The organism is Enterobacter cloacae complex sp. ECNIH7 (assembly GCF_002208095.1).
GTDB lineage: Bacteria > Pseudomonadota > Gammaproteobacteria > Enterobacterales > Enterobacteriaceae > Enterobacter > Enterobacter cloacae_M.
This window is the reverse complement of the sequence record NZ_CP017990.1, coordinates 5,070,129-5,087,745: the sequence shown is the minus strand read 5'-3', so window position 1 is coordinate 5,087,745 and position 17,617 is coordinate 5,070,129. Positions and strand designations below refer to the sequence as shown.

22 protein-coding genes are annotated in these 17,617 nt (G+C 53.2%); 17 read left to right on the top strand and 5 right to left on the bottom strand.

Translation table 11 applies throughout. From position 1 onward, the window contains the following. Nucleotides 1-169 precede the first annotated feature (169 nt). Together rhaS and rhaR are read left to right on the top strand one after the other, a co-directional pair. The gene (rhaS, locus tag WM95_RS25410) at nucleotides 170-1,006 is read left to right on the top strand and encodes an HTH-type transcriptional activator RhaS (RefSeq protein ID WP_063408700.1); all 837 of its coding nucleotides are present in this window, start codon (nucleotides 170-172) and stop codon (nucleotides 1,004-1,006) included. A gap of 73 nt (nucleotides 1,007-1,079) precedes the next feature. Next, complete coding sequence (rhaR, locus tag WM95_RS25405) at nucleotides 1,080-1,928, top strand: HTH-type transcriptional activator RhaR (RefSeq protein ID WP_023309734.1); 849 nt, start codon at nucleotides 1,080-1,082, stop codon at nucleotides 1,926-1,928. On the opposite strand, the gene rhaT is transcribed toward rhaR, so the two are convergent. Further along, complete coding sequence (gene rhaT / locus WM95_RS25400) at nucleotides 1,929-2,963, bottom strand: L-rhamnose/proton symporter RhaT (RefSeq protein WP_023309733.1); 1,035 nt, start codon at nucleotides 2,961-2,963, stop codon at nucleotides 1,929-1,931. It abuts the gene before it with no gap. 288 nt (nucleotides 2,964-3,251) lie between these two features. On the opposite strand from rhaT, the gene sodA reads away from it, so the two are divergent. Further along, on the top strand, nucleotides 3,252-3,872 hold the full coding sequence (gene sodA, locus WM95_RS25395) for a superoxide dismutase [Mn] (protein ID WP_004203668.1): 621 nt from the start codon (nucleotides 3,252-3,254) through the stop codon (nucleotides 3,870-3,872). Nucleotides 3,873-4,066: 194 nt separating this feature from the next. Then, the gene (gene yiiM / locus WM95_RS25385; RefSeq protein ID WP_059446015.1) at nucleotides 4,067-4,741 is read left to right on the top strand and encodes a 6-hydroxyaminopurine reductase; all 675 of its coding nucleotides are present in this window, start codon (nucleotides 4,067-4,069) and stop codon (nucleotides 4,739-4,741) included. A 53-nt stretch (nucleotides 4,742-4,794) separates the two neighbouring features. On the opposite strand, the gene cpxA is transcribed toward yiiM, so the two are convergent. After that, a complete protein-coding gene (gene cpxA, locus WM95_RS25380) occupies nucleotides 4,795-6,168 on the bottom strand; it encodes an envelope stress sensor histidine kinase CpxA (RefSeq protein WP_063408701.1) in 1,374 nt (457 codons plus the stop codon). Beyond that, the gene (gene cpxR, locus WM95_RS25375) at nucleotides 6,165-6,863 is read right to left on the bottom strand and encodes an envelope stress response regulator transcription factor CpxR (protein ID WP_006179159.1); all 699 of its coding nucleotides are present in this window, start codon (nucleotides 6,861-6,863) and stop codon (nucleotides 6,165-6,167) included. The genes cpxA and cpxR overlap by 4 nt, the downstream gene beginning before the upstream one ends. 150 nt (nucleotides 6,864-7,013) lie before the next feature. On the opposite strand from cpxR, the gene cpxP reads away from it, so the two are divergent. After that, nucleotides 7,014-7,520 (top strand): cell-envelope stress modulator CpxP, encoded by a 507-nt coding sequence (cpxP, locus tag WM95_RS25370; RefSeq protein ID WP_023309730.1) that lies wholly within the window; start codon nucleotides 7,014-7,016, stop codon nucleotides 7,518-7,520. A 174-nt stretch (nucleotides 7,521-7,694) separates the two neighbouring features. Here cpxP and WM95_RS25365 read toward each other — a convergent pair whose 3' ends face one another. Together WM95_RS25365 and WM95_RS25360 are read right to left on the bottom strand one after the other, a co-directional pair. Continuing rightward, complete coding sequence (locus WM95_RS25365) at nucleotides 7,695-8,675, bottom strand: phage integrase (RefSeq protein WP_016246739.1); 981 nt, start codon at nucleotides 8,673-8,675, stop codon at nucleotides 7,695-7,697. Nucleotides 8,676-8,744: 69 nt separating this feature from the next. Next, the gene (locus WM95_RS25360; RefSeq protein WP_016246740.1) at nucleotides 8,745-9,065 is read right to left on the bottom strand and encodes a helix-turn-helix domain-containing protein; all 321 of its coding nucleotides are present in this window, start codon (nucleotides 9,063-9,065) and stop codon (nucleotides 8,745-8,747) included. A 111-nt stretch (nucleotides 9,066-9,176) separates the two neighbouring features. Here WM95_RS25360 and WM95_RS25355 point away from each other — a divergent pair, with 111 nt between their 5' ends. From WM95_RS25355 to WM95_RS25300, 12 genes are all read left to right on the top strand, one after another. Next, nucleotides 9,177-9,458 carry a Cox family DNA-binding protein gene (locus WM95_RS25355; protein ID WP_000136421.1) on the top strand — a complete coding sequence of 94 codons (282 nt, stop codon included), beginning with the start codon at nucleotides 9,177-9,179 and terminating at the stop codon, nucleotides 9,456-9,458. 10 nt (nucleotides 9,459-9,468) lie between these two features. Beyond that, nucleotides 9,469-9,672 (top strand): hypothetical protein, encoded by a 204-nt coding sequence (locus tag WM95_RS25350; protein ID WP_088545023.1) that lies wholly within the window; start codon nucleotides 9,469-9,471, stop codon nucleotides 9,670-9,672. A gap of 10 nt (nucleotides 9,673-9,682) precedes the next feature. Continuing rightward, the gene (locus WM95_RS25345) at nucleotides 9,683-9,889 is read left to right on the top strand and encodes a DUF4761 family protein (protein WP_000290619.1); all 207 of its coding nucleotides are present in this window, start codon (nucleotides 9,683-9,685) and stop codon (nucleotides 9,887-9,889) included. Continuing rightward, nucleotides 9,879-10,109, top strand: coding sequence for a phage filamentation protein Fil family protein (locus WM95_RS25340; protein ID WP_047749498.1), 231 nt, complete (start codon nucleotides 9,879-9,881; stop codon nucleotides 10,107-10,109). The genes WM95_RS25345 and WM95_RS25340 overlap by 11 nt, the downstream gene beginning before the upstream one ends. Nucleotides 10,110-10,195: 86 nt before the next feature. Further along, nucleotides 10,196-10,405 carry a hypothetical protein gene (locus tag WM95_RS25335; protein ID WP_088545022.1) on the top strand — a complete coding sequence of 70 codons (210 nt, stop codon included), beginning with the start codon at nucleotides 10,196-10,198 and terminating at the stop codon, nucleotides 10,403-10,405. Nucleotides 10,406-10,409: 4 nt separating this feature from the next. Further along, a complete protein-coding gene (locus WM95_RS25330) occupies nucleotides 10,410-10,991 on the top strand; it encodes a 3'-5' exonuclease (RefSeq protein ID WP_088545021.1) in 582 nt (193 codons plus the stop codon). Next, nucleotides 10,988-11,959, top strand: a complete 972-nt coding sequence (locus WM95_RS25325) for a DNA adenine methylase (RefSeq protein ID WP_088545020.1) — start codon at nucleotides 10,988-10,990, stop codon at nucleotides 11,957-11,959. The genes WM95_RS25330 and WM95_RS25325 overlap by 4 nt, the downstream gene beginning before the upstream one ends. Next, nucleotides 11,959-12,279, top strand: coding sequence for a DUF4406 domain-containing protein (locus WM95_RS25320; RefSeq protein WP_088545019.1), 321 nt, complete (start codon nucleotides 11,959-11,961; stop codon nucleotides 12,277-12,279). Before WM95_RS25325 ends, WM95_RS25320 begins: the two co-directional genes overlap by 1 nt. Then, a complete protein-coding gene (locus WM95_RS25315; protein ID WP_088545018.1) occupies nucleotides 12,276-13,277 on the top strand; it encodes a DNA cytosine methyltransferase in 1,002 nt (333 codons plus the stop codon). Before WM95_RS25320 ends, WM95_RS25315 begins: the two co-directional genes overlap by 4 nt. Beyond that, nucleotides 13,274-15,661 carry a replication endonuclease gene (locus WM95_RS25310; protein WP_088545017.1) on the top strand — a complete coding sequence of 796 codons (2,388 nt, stop codon included), beginning with the start codon at nucleotides 13,274-13,276 and terminating at the stop codon, nucleotides 15,659-15,661. The genes WM95_RS25315 and WM95_RS25310 overlap by 4 nt, the downstream gene beginning before the upstream one ends. Nucleotides 15,662-15,819: 158 nt before the next feature. Further along, nucleotides 15,820-16,818: an ImmA/IrrE family metallo-endopeptidase gene (locus WM95_RS25305; protein WP_088545016.1), complete on the top strand. Its 999-nt coding sequence runs from the start codon at nucleotides 15,820-15,822 to the stop codon at nucleotides 16,816-16,818. Nucleotides 16,819-16,821: 3 nt separating this feature from the next. Further along, nucleotides 16,822-17,460 (top strand): hypothetical protein, encoded by a 639-nt coding sequence (locus WM95_RS25300; protein ID WP_064165005.1) that lies wholly within the window; start codon nucleotides 16,822-16,824, stop codon nucleotides 17,458-17,460. Nucleotides 17,461-17,617: the final 157 nt, after the last annotated feature.

The window sequence follows — 17,617 nt, the reverse complement described above, 5'->3', positions numbered from 1 at the left end:
CTGTTATGGCAGGGTTTTCTGGCAATGTGACGCTGACCGCATTTCCCGATTTTTCCGTCTGTTTCTTGAAAAACTGACGGCTTTTGCGCCGTTTGCTGTCAAAAATTTAAGGTGAGTGCGGAAGGCCTTAATTACTATTCGAGAACTTTCCTCATTGGTGGGGGCCGTTATGACCGTATTGCACAGCGTCGATTTTTTCCCGTCGGGAACGTCTCCGGTTGCGATAGAGCCCCGGCTCCCGCAGGCTGCGTTTCCTGAACATCATCATGATTTTCATGAAATTGTGATTGTCGAGCATGGAACGGGTATTCATGTCTTCAACGGCCAGCCCTACACCATCAGCGGCGGTATGGTGTGCTTCGTGCGCGATCACGACAGGCATTTGTATGAACATACCGACAACCTGTGCCTGACCAACGTGCTCTATCGTTCGCCGGACGCGTTCCAGTTTCTGTCGGGGTTGAACAAGCTACTGCCCCAGGAGCAGGATGGACACTACCCGTCTCACTGGCGGGTCAATCAGTCCACGTTGCAGCAGGTGCGCCAGCTGGTGAATCAACTGGAGCAGAGCGAGGGCGGGCAGGAGACGTATGCTATTGCCTCCCGCGAATTGCTGTTTATGCAACTGCTGGTGCTGCTGCGTCGCAGCAGCCTTGTGGAAGGGCTGGAAAATAACGACGCGCGCCTGAACCATCTGATGGCCTGGCTGGAAGATCATTTCACCGAGGATGTCTGCTGGGAGACGCTGGCGGATGATTTTTCACTGTCCCTGCGCACCCTGCATCGCCAGATTAAGCAGCACACCGGGCTGACGCCGCAGCGCTACCTTAACCGTCTGCGCCTGATCAAAGCGCGTCATCTTTTACGTCACACCGACGAAAGCGTCACGGATATTGCCTACTGCTGTGGTTTTGGCGACAGCAATCACTTTTCAACGCTGTTTCGCCGGGAATTTAGCTGGTCGCCGCGCGATATCCGTCAGGGAAAGGATGCTTCACTCCAGTAACGCGAATGCAATCACCGTTTTATTGCCGCAAAAAGGCTAATAATATCCGGTAATTCACCGTAGAGGTGGTGGTGTGGCCGCTCAGTTAATTCTTCGCAAAGATGATTTTTTTGCCTCCGCGAGTCAGGCCGTCGCGGTGGCCGACCGCTACCCGCAAAATGTCTTTGCCGAGCATACCCACGAGTTTTGCGAGCTGGTGCTGGTATGGCGCGGCAACGGCTTACACATCCTCAACGACCGGCCCTACCGCATCACGCGTGGCGATCTGTTTTACATCCGCGCCGAAGACAAACACGCTTACGCCTCGGTTAACGATCTGGTGTTGCAGAACGTTATCTACTGCCCGGACAGGCTTAAACTTAATGTCGACTGGCCGGCCCATATCCCCGGTTTTCTCAATGCCAGAGGCGAACCCCACTGGCGCTTAAGCAGCAACGGCATGGCTCAGGTGCGCCAGACGATCGCCCAGCTGGAGCAGGAGAGCCAGAAGCACGATCCCGTGGCAAATCCGATGGCGGAACTGCTGTTCGCCCAGCTGGTGATGACCCTCAAACGTCATCGTTACGCGACCGATAACCCCTCCGCAACCGTCCAGGAAGCGCTGCTGGACAAGTTGATTGCCCGGCTTGCGGGCAGCCTGAACAAAAGTTTCGTTCTGGAAAAGTTTTGCGAGCAGGAGCAGTGCAGCGAGCGCGCGTTGCGCCAGCAGTTCCGCACCCAGACGGGGATGACGGTCAACCACTACCTGCGTCAGCTGCGCATCTGCCACGCCCAGTACCTGTTGCAGCATACCGAGCTGATGGTCAGTGAAGTGGCGATGCGCAGCGGATTTGAGGACAGTAATTACTTTTCGGTGGTGTTTAACCGCGAGGTGGGGATGACGCCGGTTCAGTGGCGTCATCGCAGTCGAAAGGCAGCGTAATCAGTTCGCCATGCCGAGGCCCACGATATTGGCCGCGATAATAATCACCACGCAGCCCAGGCTCAGCACGCCCACCGGACGACGCCCGGCGTTATTCCACTCCTTCAGTACCAGCCCAACCAGTCCGCCACACAGCACGTAGAAGCTCATGTGCAGCATCCAGCTTATGTAATCGTACTGCGGTGGAATGCTGGCGTGGCCCCAGGCGTAGAAAAAGAACTGCAGATACCACATGAGGCCGCCCAGCATCGATAGGAGCACATTGGTGATGATTAAGGATTTTGCCAGTGAGAAATCGGCTTTTACCGACAAATCCTTCACTTTTGCCAGACGAATGAAGCAGAAGCCGAGGTTTACCAACGCGCCGCCGCCCATGATCACCACGTAGCTTGGCAGCGCCACGTACAGCGGGTCGACGCCCAGCGCGGCGGCCGCTTCGTGCATGGGTTTTGCCGCGTTCATGGCGAACGACATGCCCGCCGAGAAGATGCCGCACATCACTGCCAGCAGCAGCCCCTTCTTCAGGTTAAAGTCTTCGGCTTTGATGCCCATCTTGCGCTCTTTCAACTGTCCCGCGCGGGTGACGATACCCACGCCTATCACCGCAACAAGCACGCCAAGCAGCGTCATTTGCCCGCCTTTGGTGTTGATCAACACGTCGACATTGCCGTTAAGAATGGGCGTCATCAGCGTGCCGACGATGAGCGTAATGCCAATTGCGATGCCAATACCCATCGACATCCCGAGGTAGCGCATGGTCAGGCCGTAATTGATGTTGCCGATGCCCCACATCGCCCCGAACAGAAACACTGGCAGGAGGGTGGAGGCACTGAAGGAAGTAAAGTAGCCCCAGAAATCCGGGAGCAGCATGGCGCTAATGGTCCACGGCAAAATCAGCCAGGACACGGTACCGCCAACTGACCACATGGTTTCCCACGACCACCCTTTCACCTTTTTAAACGGGGCATAGAAACAGGCTGCACTGGCCGCGCCTATCAAATGCCAGAAGATACCCATCGTAATCGCATGATTCATTTTTACGTCCTCATCGTTTTTATAGCCGGTGGCTTCCCCCCGGCTTGATGAGTGTAAAAATTAGGCAGTTCAGGAACCTTCAGACTGTTGCCGCAATTTAGTTTTGGATGGCAATCAGCACGTTAACCGGGTGAGCAGACTCACAATTTTGTGATAAGGCAAAAATCAAATAACCTTATAAAAACTACGGCATTGATAATCATTTTCAATATCATTTAATTAACTATAATGAACCAACTGCTTACGCGGCATTAACAGCTGTGCCGCCCGACAATAATGGAGAGGATTATGAGTTATACACTGCCATCCCTGCCGTATGCCTACGACGCACTGGAACCGCATTTCGACAAGCAGACGATGGAAATCCATCACACTAAACACCACCAGACCTATGTGAACAACGCGAACGCCGCGCTGGAAAGCCTGCCAGAGTTCGCTAACCTGTCTGCTGAAGAGCTGATCACCAAGCTGGACCAGCTGCCAGCGGACAAGAAAACCGTTCTGCGTAACAACGCTGGCGGCCACGCTAACCACAGCCTGTTCTGGAAAGGCCTGAAGACCGGTACCACCCTGCAGGGCGACCTGAAAGCGGCTATCGAGCGCGACTTCGGCTCCGTAGACAACTTCAAAGCAGAATTCGAAAAAGCCGCTGCAACCCGTTTCGGCTCTGGCTGGGCGTGGCTGGTTCTGAAAGGCGACAAGCTGGCGGTAGTGTCTACTGCTAACCAGGACTCCCCGCTGATGGGTGAAGCAATCTCTGGCGCATCCGGCTTCCCGATCCTGGGCCTGGACGTGTGGGAACACGCTTACTACCTGAAATTCCAGAACCGTCGCCCGGACTACATCAAAGCCTTCTGGGACGTGGTGAACTGGGACGAAGCAGCAGCGCGTTTCGCCGCTAAAAAATAAGGTTGCATTGACGCCTGTGAGAAGCGAGTCTTATGACTCGCTTTTTTTGTATCTGTATACCCGTCATACTTCAAGTTGCAGGTGCGTTGGCTGCGTTCGCTCACCCCAGTCACTTACCTGAGTAAGCTCCTGGGGATTCACTCTCTTGCCGCCTTCCTGCAACTCGAATTATTTAGGGCATAAAAGGAGCAGCGATGCATTATCCGGTGAATGTATTTACAGGCAAGGTAAGGGAGTACGACGGCAGCCGCCCGAGTGCCATCGCCAAAATTCAGGTCGACGGTGAGCTGACGTTAACCGACCTCGGGCTTGCGGGTGACGAGCAGGCCGAAAAGAAAATCCACGGCGGGCCCGATCGCGCGCTGTGCCACTACCCGCGCGAACACTACCAGCACTGGAAAACCGAATTCCCCGAGCAGGCGGACCTCTTCGTCGCCCCCGCGTTTGGCGAGAATCTCTCCACCGAAGGGCTCACCGAAAAGAACGTGTTTATCGGTGATATCTACCGCTGGGGCGATGCCCTGATTCAGGTGACGCAGCCGCGCTCGCCGTGCTTCAAGCTCAACTACCATTTCGGTATTCAGGATATGTCGGCCCAGCTGCAAAAAGCGGGTAAAACCGGCTGGCTGTATCGCGTGGTGCTGGCTGGGCAGGTTTCAGCGGACGCACCGCTTGAGCTGGCGTCGCGCCTGAGCGATGTGTCTGTTTATGACGCCTGCGCCATTGCCTGGCATATGCCGTTTGACGACGAACAGTATCACCGCCTGCTGTCGGCGGCGGGGCTATCGACCAGCTGGACGAGAACGATGCAGAAGCGGCGTTTAAGCAGCAAGATCGAAGATAATTCGCGGAGATTGTGGGGGAAATAGTCCTCCGCAGAAAGTAGGCCGGGTAAGGCGAAGCCGCCACCCGGCACTAACACCTACGAACGCTTATACAACGGTAGCCACAGCGTTAACCGTAGTCCACCCAGCGGACTGTCATCGGCTTTCACCCAGCCACGGTGCTGCTGCATGGCAGTTTCAACAATCGCCAGACCCAGTCCCGTACCACCTGATTCCCGGTCGCGCGCCTCATCGGTACGATAGAACGGACGGAAAATCTGCTCGCGGTCTTCCGGGCTGACGCCGGGACCGTCGTCATCGACAATGACGGTGATCCCGTCTTTATCCACCGAGAACGCCACCTCAATCTTCGTATGCGAGTAGCGCAGGGCGTTACGCACGATGTTCTCCAGCGCGCTTTCCAGCGTGTTGGGGTTACCGTACAGCGGCCACGGGCCCGGCGGGAAGTTGACGGTGAAGGATTTACCCATCTGTTCCGCTTCGAACGCCGCGTTGTCCAGCACCTCGTGCCAGAGGTGATTCGCTTTCACCGTTTCGCTGACCAGCGCGTTTTTCTGCTGATTGCGCGACATGACCAGCAGGTCGTTGATCATGCTGTCCAGGCGGTGCGCTTCTGTTTCAATACGCTCCAGCTCTTTGCTCTCACCGCTGCGGCGGCGCAGCAGCGCAGTGCCAAGCTGCAAGCGCGTAAGCGGGGTACGCAGCTCGTGCGAGATATCCGACAGCAGACGCTGCTGCGCTGTCATCATGAGATCGAGGGCGCTCACCATCTGGTTAAAACTGGTTCCGGCGGCAAGGAACTCCTGCGGACCTGCTTCCAACTCAGGGTGCTGTCGCAGGTTACCCTGCGCCACCTCATCGGCGGCATTCTTCAGCTTACGCGCCGGTTTTGCCAGGCTCCACGCCAGCCATAACAGCAGCGGCGAGCTGACCAGCATGGTGACAATCAGCAGCAGGAGAGGGCGGTCAAACAGCAGGTTGATAAAATCAGACTGGGAGTTACTCGCCGGACGGATCAGGTAGAGCTGATAATTATCCTCTCCGTCCCTGACGGAGAAAGGCCCCACCATCTCTACGCGGCCATATTTCTTCTTCTGGGGATGATCGGCGTTATCCGCCTGGCCAATGAAGTTGCGGATAATCTGCATTTCATTGCGATCGGCCCCAATCACGCGGCCTTCGCTGGTCACCAGCAGCAGGCGTTGTCCGGGCGGCGCCCATTTGTCGATAGCGCGAAACAGCCTGCGCCACCACATTAAATCGTTCGGCGGATCGTTTGCCAGCTCGGCTTCCACGTGCTGCTCGATCATCACGCCCTGACGTTGCTCGCTGTCGAGAAGCTCCGTCATCTGGCGTGAGTCGAGTTTTGGCAACATCAAAACGAGCATTAAAACAAGTGCCAGCGTCAGCCAGAAGATGGCGAAGATGCGGGCGGTTAAGCTTCCTATCATGAAGCAGAAACCATCAGATAACCGCGACCACGCAGGGTTTTAAACCATGGGTGACCGTCTTTACGCTCCGGCAGCTTACGGCGCAGGTTAGAGATGTGCATGTCGATGGCGCGGTCAAACGGAGTGAGGCGTTTGCCCAGCACTTCCTGGCTTAGATGTTCACGCGAAACCACCTGGCCGAGGTGCTGCGCCAGCAGATACAGCAGGGTGAACTCCGTGCCGGTCAGTTCCAGCGTCTGGCCATCAAAGCTTGCTTCCTGACGGCCCGGGTTCAGGCTCAGGGAATCGACTTCAAGGGTGGGTGAGCTGTTGTCGGTATTTTGCTGCTGCTCGCTCCAGTGCGAACGGCGCAGGATAGCGCGAATACGGGCAACCAGTTCACGGTCGTTAAACGGCTTCGGTAAATAATCATCCGCGCCCAGCTCAAGGCCGAGTACGCGGTCAAGTTCGCTGCCGCGCGCGGTCAGCATGATTACGGGAGTCTGGTGTGTCTGGCGAAGCTCTTTCAACGTATCAATACCGTTTTTCTTCGGCATCATCACGTCGAGCAAAAGTAAATCGATGCTGTCGTCAAGGAGACTCAGCGCCTGCTCGCCATCATGGGCAACCAGGACGTTGAAACCTTCCATGTCGAGCAACTCCTTTAAAAGGGATGTGAGCTCTCGGTCATCATCAACTAACAGGATTTTATTCATTGTTTAAATACCTCCGAGGCAGAAATTACGACATCAAGGCTATCTAATCCATGACTTTACGTTGTTTTACACCCCCTGACGCATGTTTGCAGCCTGAATCGTAGACTGTCTCTCGTTGAATCGCGACACGAAAGATTTTGGGAGCAAGTGATGCGCAAAGTTACCGCTGCCGTCATGGCCTCAACGCTGGCGTTCAGTGCGTTTAGCCAGGCTGCTGAAGCTATCATCAGCGATAACAGTCCCTTACAAGAGGGTGCAACGCAGAACAGCAGCCAAAGCCATATGTTTGACGGCATAAGTTTAACCGAACATCAGCGTCAACAGATGCGAGATCTGATGCAGAGGGCACGACACGACCAGCCCCCTGTTAATGTTAGCGAAATGGAGACAATGCATCGCCTTGTCACCGCAGAAAATTTTGACGAAAGCGCTGTACGCGCTCAGGCCGAAAAAATGGCACAGGAACAGGTTGCCCGCCAGGTAGAGATGGCGAAGGTCCGCAACCAGATGTTCCATCTGCTAACGCCCGAGCAGCAAGCGGTTTTGAACACTAAACATCAGCAGCGAATGGACCAGCTGCGTGAGGTTGCACGGATGCAGCGAAGCTCAGAAACGTCGTTTTTCAGTAGCAATAGCAGTACCCGTAGTAACCAGTAAACCCTGTTTTCCTTGCCATAGACACCATCCCTGTCTTCCCCCACATGATGTGGGGGTTTTTTTTATCAGGTACTTAGAAAAAATCCCTTATAAATCAACCTTTCTTGCAACAGCCATAAGCAGTTACAAGAAGGATATAGCGTTACGGGTGTAGACAAGATGTAGACAACATTGTCACACCGCCAACCCGCCGCCGAGAGGGTTTAACGTTACTGCGTGTTGCAGGTAATCAGGTGCAAGGTGAGCATAAACCATCGTCTGTTGTATGCTGGCGTGCCCCAGAATTTGCTGTAACGCAATAATGTTCCCCCCGTTCATCATGAACCAGCTTGCAAATGTATGCCGAAGCACATGCGTGGCCTGCCCGCGTGGTAAATCGGGCTTAACCTGTCTGAGCCGTTCGCAGAAGTTTTCATAGTCAACTTTGAACAGTGGCCCGGTGTCGCTGGTCTTGATCTCTTTCTCCAGTTCTTCCGATATGGGAACCGTGCGCTTTTTCCCATTTTTGGTCTTAAGGAACGTCACGCGCCCGTGATTAACCTGCTCACCGCGCAGCGTGCTGCCTTCACCCCAGCGTGCGCCAGTGCTGAGGCATAGCAGTGCTACGCGTCGATCGTCGCCGGTCAGAGTGTCCAGTAATTTGCTGATCTCTGATTTGGCGAGATAGGTCATAGCTGGGGGCGCTTCTTTCAGTGGTTCCAGACCCTTACAGGGGTTATCCTTCCTGAACTCTTCCAGCTTTATCAACGTGCTGAACATCCCGGACAAACGGTAAATATCCCGATTGATCGTTGCTGCACTGATACCGTCTTCCAGCCTTTGGCTTCGGTGCTGTGCAATCATTCGCTTGTTCAGTCGGTTAACGGCTGGATCACCCAACGCCCTGATCGTTTTATTCAGGTGCCGTTTTTCAATCTCGCCATTTTCCTGAGTCTGTCCATACAGCAGCCACCAGGTATCTAACAACTCGCTTAAGGTGCGGCGGTCAACGCTCGCGCCCAGCCATTCTTTTTTGTCGGCGTTGGCTAGTACATAACGCTCAAAAAGAACTGCCTCTTGTTTCTTCTCAAATCGCCTGCGGATACGTTTTCCGTTACGTCCGCGCGGCCATACGTCCACTTCATATTGACCACCTTCGAGCTTCTTAATCGACATAAGAAAGCCCTCTGGCGTTTATTTCTCCATCCTGATAACAGATAGTGAAAATGTAATGTTTATAAACGGTTAACCAGTTTGTTTCTCGGAGCGGTCTGATCCAGTTGACTCTGGCCCAATGTGTGCGAGGGCCGGTGCGATTTGACCAGCTTGAGGGGCGGTCTTATCTGTCATGAGCCAGAGCGTGTATTTTGCAAAGCGGGGATGTTGTGTGATCTTTAACAAGATTTCACTACCAACGCCTTCTCTTCTCCCCATCTCGTAATGCTTTTGAGTGCCTGCCGGAATACCTGTCAATTCAAAGAATTGAGTTCTGGATAACCCTTCTGCATCCCTTATAGCTCGAATTTTTTCCCCAATCCCGCTTGACTGGGTCTCATTTGATACCATATCCTTCTCCTTGTTGGGTCTCAATTGATACCATTAAGATGAAATGGCAACCGCCAATATAAGCAGTTACAAGCCGAAATAAGCGCCTAGCGCCAATGGGGATTATGACACATGACTGAGAAAGATTTAGAGGGGTTCATTGAAGTGCGTCACGCCGTTGACGCAGTTCCATACCCAAAATTCGCCGAGTTAATCGGTAAGAAGCCCGCCACGGTTAAGAGCATGATTGAAGACGGTAAGTTGCCGATCATCCCGTGGAAGAACCCGGAAAGCCTGGGTGCCCGTGCTGAGAACTGGATCTATATTCCTGAGTTCAACCGCGCAATGCGTGACGCCTACTACAACCGTCCGAGAGAGCAGCGCGACGCTTGGTTGCTGTGGATCGGTCTTTGAGGTTATCGCGATGAGCCAGAAAACAGCCAACCACGAAAACCGGGTGCGTGAATGCAGCGACATTCTGGACACCCATTTAAAAGATATGCAAACGGGATTCATGATTCGCACCAATAGCGGCGAGTTTATGATCAGGGATAAAAAGCTGATTAAGAAAATAACCAAAGACGTGGCCCGCCATGTTGATGGTGAATTGCTTAAATTGGGAATGTGAGGGGGCTTTTGTGGCTGTGCAATTAATACAGTTAAGTCGTCATTCATATTTATATCGTGGCTTCACTATTCAGAAATGCCCGCGTAATCCTTTTACGTTTAAGCACTCTTATCGTATTTCCAGCAATGGCGATTATTACGGGCGTGACTTTGCTTTAGCGGAAGCCATGCGCACGGTTGATCAGATGTATAAGCAAGGGGGCAGTAATGCACGATGAAGGCCCATCACTGGCAAGCCTACTTAAGCACGGGTGCCAGGTCACACACTTCAAGAACTCACGCGGCTGGCTGGAAACGCCGGACGGAAGATTTTTTAAGCCCGAACCGGCGAAGGTTCAATTTATCAAAGGTAAAAATAAACCGTTTATTTATACCCAAAGAATAAATAAAAGCTTCCTGCTTACACTGGCTGAATTATTTAAAAAGCTAATTAAGTAATTCGGTTTTAAAAAATCAACTCTGTTTTCTCCGCCTCTTTATTAAGTGGCGGCGGTTCAACTCATTCTTTTTTTGAGGAGGAGATTATGACCAGACGTGATCAATATAACTTCATTTTGCATGTTCTTTTACCTGCTATCGAAAATGAAGGCTTAACCATTAAAACCCGCCGTGATGGTGAGTTAACCCTTTCTGCCACTGGATCAGTAACCACTAATTTTATCAGCAACCTGCGCCAGCACTGCATTGAAGAATTGCAGCGCCCTTCTATTCCCGCTTCCCCATACGGAGTTTAACGCGATGAAACATGTAATGATTGATATTGAAGCTTTGGATAAAAAGCCAACTGCGGCGATCGTCTCTCTTGCTGCGGCTGTATTTGATCCCATGACTGGCCGTGTTGATGCGTCAATGTATCGCACCGTCAATATTGAAAGCAGCGAGGCAGCAGGCGGAACCATCGGCGCAGATACTGTGAAATGGTGGTTTAAGAAGTCCCGCGAGGTTCAGGCCGCTGTATTAAGCGATCAGGCTGTGCAGTTGGGCGTTGCTCTCGCTGACCTGAACTTGTTTGTTCTTGCGTATTGCGATGCTGATTCGGTAAAGGTTTGGGCGCGTGGCACTGACTACGATATGCCGATCATCAGCCACGCGATGCAGTCTGTTGGTATCCGGCCAGTATGGAATTTCTGGAACGTTCGGGATGTTCGCACGGTTGAAGAAATATCTTTAATGGTTTGCGGGTACGCCTCCCGCCGTTTAGTTGATGAGAATAAGCACAATGCTGCCGCTGACGTCTGGAACCAGATTGCGCAGCTTTCTGACAATCTGAAAGCTATTGCAGCCGCTGGGAATGATAAATCGGCGGAGGCGGCATTATGATTCGCCCGTTCATCAAATGGGCAGGGGGTAAAACCCGTGTCCTTCCTGACCTGTTGCCGCACCTTCCTAAAGCCGACTGCCTGATCGAACCGTTTGTAGGCGGCGCATCGGTATTTCTGGCGACTGAGTACCGCCGCTATGTGCTGGCTGATATCAACCCGGATCTAATTAACCTGTATCGGGAAGTCACCCGTTACCCGGACTTAGTGATCGATGCGGCCCGCGAACTGTTCAACAGTAAGAACAGCCCGCAGGGATACAACGAAGTCCGCGCCGCGTTCAATAAGCAGGTGGGTACGGTAAAAAGCGGTGGGTTGCGTTATGGCGCTGAAATGGCGTGCATTATGCGCGCTGCTCAATTCCTGTATCTGAATCGCCACGGTTATAACGGCTTATGCCGATACAGCCGGAAGACCGGCTTTAACGTGCCGTTTGGCAAGTATAAGAGCGTCTACTTTCCTGAAAATGAAATCCGCCTGTTTGCCGAAAAGGCCAACGATACAAAGGCAATATTTCTTTGCGCGCCGTTCCAGCTTTCTCTACAGGTAGTCACGGGTGGCGATGTTCTCGTTTACTGCGATCCGCCTTACCTGCCTGAAAGCAAAACAGCCGATTTTACCCAATACCACACCGAACCATTCACGGAAGACAACCACCGCCAGTTAGTCCAGGCACTGCTGGAAGTTAACCGTAAGCATGGCGTGAAGGTCGTCATTTCCAACAGCGATACCGAAGCCACCCGCGCGATTTATCAGCCCTTCAAGATGCACGAAATCAGCGTGCAACGTTCCGTCAGCACTGACAAAGACAACCGCCAGAAGGCCAAAGAAGTGATCGGCGTGCTGCCTGTCTGCGACTGCTGCGGGCGTTACGGCGGCGGTTGCCCTGATTGTGGCGCCGTAATGGGTGATGCGACCTACAACGCGATGGTTGCGGCGGGCACGTTTGGCGATCAGGAGGCTTTTTAATGGCAAAAATCTATATCGCTGGCCCTATGAGCGGTTTGCCTGGATTCAATCGGCAGGCCTTTAACCGTGCAGCCGGGCACGTAGTGCGACGTGGAAACGTTGCCCTTAATCCGGCGATTTTGCCGGATGGATTAGAGCAGGCGGAATACATGGATATTTGCTTAGCCATGTTGCGTTGTGCTGACGGGATCTTCTTGCTGGATGGCTGGCAGCAGTCTGCCGGAGCTAAAGCAGAGCACGCGCTTGCTGAAAAATTGGGTTTAGAAATTCAGTGCCAAGTGATCGATCGGTGTAGCCGAAAGGCGGAGGGGCAGCAGTGACCGCCTACTACAACGAAATCGACCCCTTCGCCGCGCAATGGCTGCGCAATCTGATTGACGCCGGGCATATCGCGCCGGGCGTTGTTGATACTCGCTCGATTGAGGAAGTAACCGCAAATGACCTTAAAGGATTCACACAATGCCACTTCTTTGCCGGGATCGGGGTCTGGTCTTACGCCCTGCGCCGCGCCGGATGGCCCGATGATCGCCCCGTCTGGACAGGTTCATGCCCCTGCCAGCCATTCAGCGCCTGCGGAAAGCGGCAGGGAAAAGACGATGAGCGTCACCTCTTCCCCACATGGTTTCGTCTTATATCGGAGTGCCGCCCTGACGTTATCTTTGGCGAACAGGTTGCGAGCAAAGACGGCCTCGGCTGGCTCGACGATGTACGTGATCACCTGGAAAGAGCGGAATACGCCTTCGCAGGGTTCGATCTCTGCGCTGCGGGCTTCGGTGCTCCGCACATCCGGCAACGCCTCTTCTGGGTGGTCGACACCGAACGCGAGCAATGTCAAAAATGCTTATCAGGATCCCCAGAAGGTCATAGCCAGAATGCTGGCGGGGCGGCAATCGAACCTTCAGGACTTTGCCTGTCTGGCGGGCTGGAACACTCCGACAGCAACGGACGGGAAGGGTGGATATGTGGGCGGAAGGATTCGGAACGGGAAGATTTCAACGGATCGGTTGGATGTGACGGCACAGCTTGCGGGTTGGGCGACTCCAACGGCAGCAATGAAAATTCGTTCACCGGAGCGGTTGCAGGGACGAACACCGGCACCACACGAAGTGGAGATACTGCCAGCGCGGTTAACGGTTTCTGGCGAGATGCTGACTGGCTCTTTTGCCATGATGGAAAGTGGAGGCCAGTTAAACCCGGACTTAAGCCGCTGGTTAATGGGCTTGCCGGACGCGTGGGCCAGTTGCGTGCCTACGGAAACGCCATCGTTGCACCGGTCGCGGAAGCGTTCATAAGTGCATATCTGGAAAGTGCGCAATGACCACGGCAACCCGTGGCCGTCGCGCCCCTTCTCCACCTCCACCGTATCCGGGTAGCACTGATAATGCTATCCCTTACGCGTATGGCGGGAACAAACCATACCAGCCGATTGGCGTTGATGTAGCGCCGGGGCTGGATGGTTTCGACTATCTCACGCCGGACGGCACGCGTAAGCATATCGCGTTCAGTGAACTGGTAGCGGAAGACGAAAAGCCGGAGCGCAGCAAGCTGCTGCGCCGCCGTCTGGCTTCTCTTCCGCAGTATATCCGCCGCCACTTTGCTGCGAAGCTGGATGCACTGGACGCGAAAGACCGCAAAGCGGCAGATCACTGGCTGGTTAATACCTTTGAGCGCCACGTATTAACGCGTATTGATAGCGTGAACAGTGTTTACCAGCCTGACACTGTGATGCCCGGCATTCTGCTGCCAATCCGCGATCAGCTTTTCCGTATGCTCTGGGCAGGGAAGAAAGAGTTAAAAAGACTGGCTTATACGCTTGCCGATATCTTTACGAGCGAGTTTATACGCGAGTCCGATCACCAATTGGCACGCACCGGAGATCCTGAGTTCGCGGCGCTTTCTGGCTATGGCCGTATTGCGTCGCTGGCGGTGCATCTGAAAACGCCGATCCCCGGCTGGACGGCGTATTGCAATGAAGAACTGGAGGCGGAGGACGCGTTACGCGCGGTTCTTCGCCTTGAGTCACCGCAGTGGTGGTTAAACCGCCTGCGCCGTATCCATGCCCGGTGGCGTGAGCATTTGATGATCGCAGCGGGATACGTCCAGAAAAAATCTTCCCCATACAGTAGCGCCCCGTGCCTTACGGAATGGCTGGCCCAGAAAAAGGCTAACCGTGAATACCTTAAAGCTATGGAACTGGAAGACCAGGACACGGGCGAGCGCATTTCTCTGATCGATAAAGTCGCTGGCAGTGTTGCCAATCCGGCCAACCGTCGCCGCGAACTCATGACGAGAATGCGCGGATTTGAAGATTTGGCGAAGCTGGAAGGGCTGGCCGGTGACTTCTACACGCTGACAGCGCCTTCCCGCTATCACGCTATGCAGCATAACGGGCGCCGTAATAACAAATACTGTGGTGCGTCGCCGCGTGAGACACAGCAATATCTTTGCAAGGTCTGGGCGAGAACCCGCGCCGCATGGAAGAGAAAAGGGATCCGCGTTTTCGGTTTTCGTGTTGTTGAACCGCACCACGATGCAACGCCGCACTGGCACTTACTTCTTTTCATGCGCCCGGAAAAGGTCGAACAGGCGCGCGATATCTTCCGAAAATATGCCCTGAGAGAAGACGGCAACGAGCCGGGAGCGTGGGAGCACCGCCTTGAATTTAAACCGATTGAGGACGCTTTAGGCAGCGCAACCGGCTACATAGCGAAATACATTTCGAAGAATATCGACGGCTTCGCGCTGGATGGTGAGAAGGACGACGAAACCGGGGAAGACCTGAAAGAAATGTCACTCCGCGTTAGCGCGTGGGCGTCGCGCTGGTCAATTCGCCAGTTTCAGCAGATCGGCGGCGCGCCGGTCACGGTATATCGCGAACTTCGCCGCCTGGGCAATCGTGAACTTGTTTTACACCCTGAACTCGAAACCGCACGGCAGGCCGCTGATGCAGGCGAGTGGGATAACTACGTATTAGCCCAAGGTGGCCCCCTGGTTGAGCGCGACAAGCTGCGCATCCGTCTGAACTATGAAACCACCGAAAACGGCAACGCCTACGGCGATGACGTCCAGCGCATCACCGGTATCTATTGCCCGATAACGGGTAATGACTCTTTGATCTTCACCCGCACCGCTCAATACAAAATCGTGCCGAAGCGCCAGAGCGCTGACGGTGTGGCCGTTGACGTTGGTTTTTCAGGCGGCAGCGCCGCCCCTCGGAGTTCTGTCAATAACTGTACGCGGGATCCCGCGGCAGGTGCTGACGGTGTTGAACATGCCGCCAGCGAAGCTAAAGGACAGTCAGAAATGACTGTGCCAGCTGAGGGCGTGACGGTGAATTTTGATGCGCTTTCACGGCAGGAAAAGCGAGAACTGGCGCAGCGGCTTAGTAACGATGTGCGAAGTAAGCGTAAAAAACGGCCACCGGAACGGGAAGACGGGGCCGGGCTATCCGTGAAAGAGCAGCAGATCAGTGAACTGCTGGCGCTACGTGGGATTGATGCCAGCGCCGGAATGGTCAGATCGATGATGGCCGGTGCGTCAGTGGCGTGCGGCGATCTTGTTATGACCGTGCAGGACGGGCGGCTGGTATCGCGCAACCGCGCCGCGTCGGGGCTGGATAAGTTGCCGTCGCAGGTGATGGCGGCGAAGAAAAAGACAAGCGACCTTGTGAACAGAATGAAGGCAGCATTTTCGCGGAACTAAGCCGATATAAGCCGCTCTAAGAAGCAAATATCCATTTTTCACACAACCGAAATAGTTATGACTTTCGCCGTTTTCTGCTTATAGTGTGCGCGCTTTTGTGTCATAACTAAGCTAATAATAAACGGCATTTCGCTTACACACGCAGTTAGGAGGCTCTTATGACGAACCATAATCAGATGAGTCAGATATATTCTAAATTCGGCCGGGCCGGGTTTAATCTCTCTTACATCCGCAGGTTGTTGCCTGACTGGTGGGATGAGAAGCTTGCTGACACCCCATCAGGGCGGCAGTATGCGTGCCTGCACCTTGCGCGTATGTTTAGCATTCTCCCGGATAGCCTGAAAGATGGTAGCGAAGGGGTATGCTTTAATTTTGGTGGAAACCATAAATATAAACATCGCCAAAATGTAGCCGAGAACGATTTAGATATCGCTACTGCTGTTGCCTATACTGCGGCCGGTATTGTCGCGTCTAATTTCAAAGTCCCTTACGATGCCAGTGCAGTGCTGGATCCTTTGGCGATAAGAACCCAAATCCTCACAAAGGAATCATGGGTATCACTCGGTGGCCTAGTATCGTACTGCCATTCAATTGGCATTCCTGTTGTTTATCTAAAATCTTTCCCGCAAGCGGCAAAGAAAATGGCCGGACTGGCATTAATGAGCCACGGGCGCCCGGTGATCGTTCTTACTCAGCCTCAGAAATATGGCTACATGCTGTTTGATCTTGCTCACGAGTTAGGTCATATCGCCAGAGGGCATCTGAACGCAGAGAACGGGCAGTGCCATATTGATGCAAAAATTGAGAATGCTTCGACTGATAACATAGAGAAAGAAGCCAACGAATTTGCCTTCCAGGTAATTTCGGGCCAGAAGTCTCTACGTATCGTTCCAACTGCTGGCGCGCTTAATGCTGCTGGTTTGGCTCGTGCTGCCCAGATGTACGGTAGTTGCAACCACATTGATCCTACGCACATTGCACTCAACTATGGTTTTGCCCAGAACCGTTGGGGTGCTGCTGTTAACGCCGTTAAAATGCTTTGCGCAGGCAAGGAGTCTGATCAGGACTTTGTAAGAGCCATGATGAAAAGCGGAATGGATCTAGACAATATCCACGAAGATGATCTTAAGGTTTTAGAAAATCTAATCGGGGAGTAATAAGTGATTGTTCTTTCTGACAATGATGTCATTTTGAAGCTGGCACAGTGCAATCTTTTATCACAACTGCCAGTGGTTTTTAACCAGCCCCCCGAACAGATCTTCATTAACCCTGCTGCTCGTTTTCAGCTTCTGCCGAAAAACCCTGATAAAGCGATCAGGAAATGTGGTAGTCAGGTTGTTTACGAGCAGGTGGGTGCCTTCATCGAATCTGTGCAGGATATCCCGGAAGTTCAAGATTCCCAGCTTATTGAGCTTTTGGGGAGTGTGCCCGGAATTGATGTAGGCGAGCAGCTATTGCTTGCATCGTGCATAGAGAACCCGGAAGCCATTTTCATGACAGGTGATCGCCGCTGTTTGAATGCAATTGTTGCAAACCAACCAGCCCTTGCCGTGGTTCATCAGCGCTTATTGGATGCCGTTGTTACATTTGAGTCGTCGCTTTTGTTATGTGTCCACGGTACAGATCAGGCTCAAGTTTATGAAAATTTGGTGAGCAATCCTAAACCTGACGGCATGTTGAAATTGGCTCTTTCAAACGCAGGCGCTGCAATGTGCGAATGTATTTTTTCCCATACTCGTGAGTTTTACGATTACCTTGCCTTCAAAGATCGACTTCCTGATCGTGAGTGGGGAAGGTAAAAAATTAAGGGCTAACAAAGCCCTTTTTTATTGCGTCAAAAACACTGCAAAAAATTGCACGTAAATGCACAAATATTTCGACATTCGTATTATCAGGGCAGGCCAGGCGGGGCGGGCCTTCCGCTGGTCTGCACATTTGCACAAAAAAGCGGGGTTT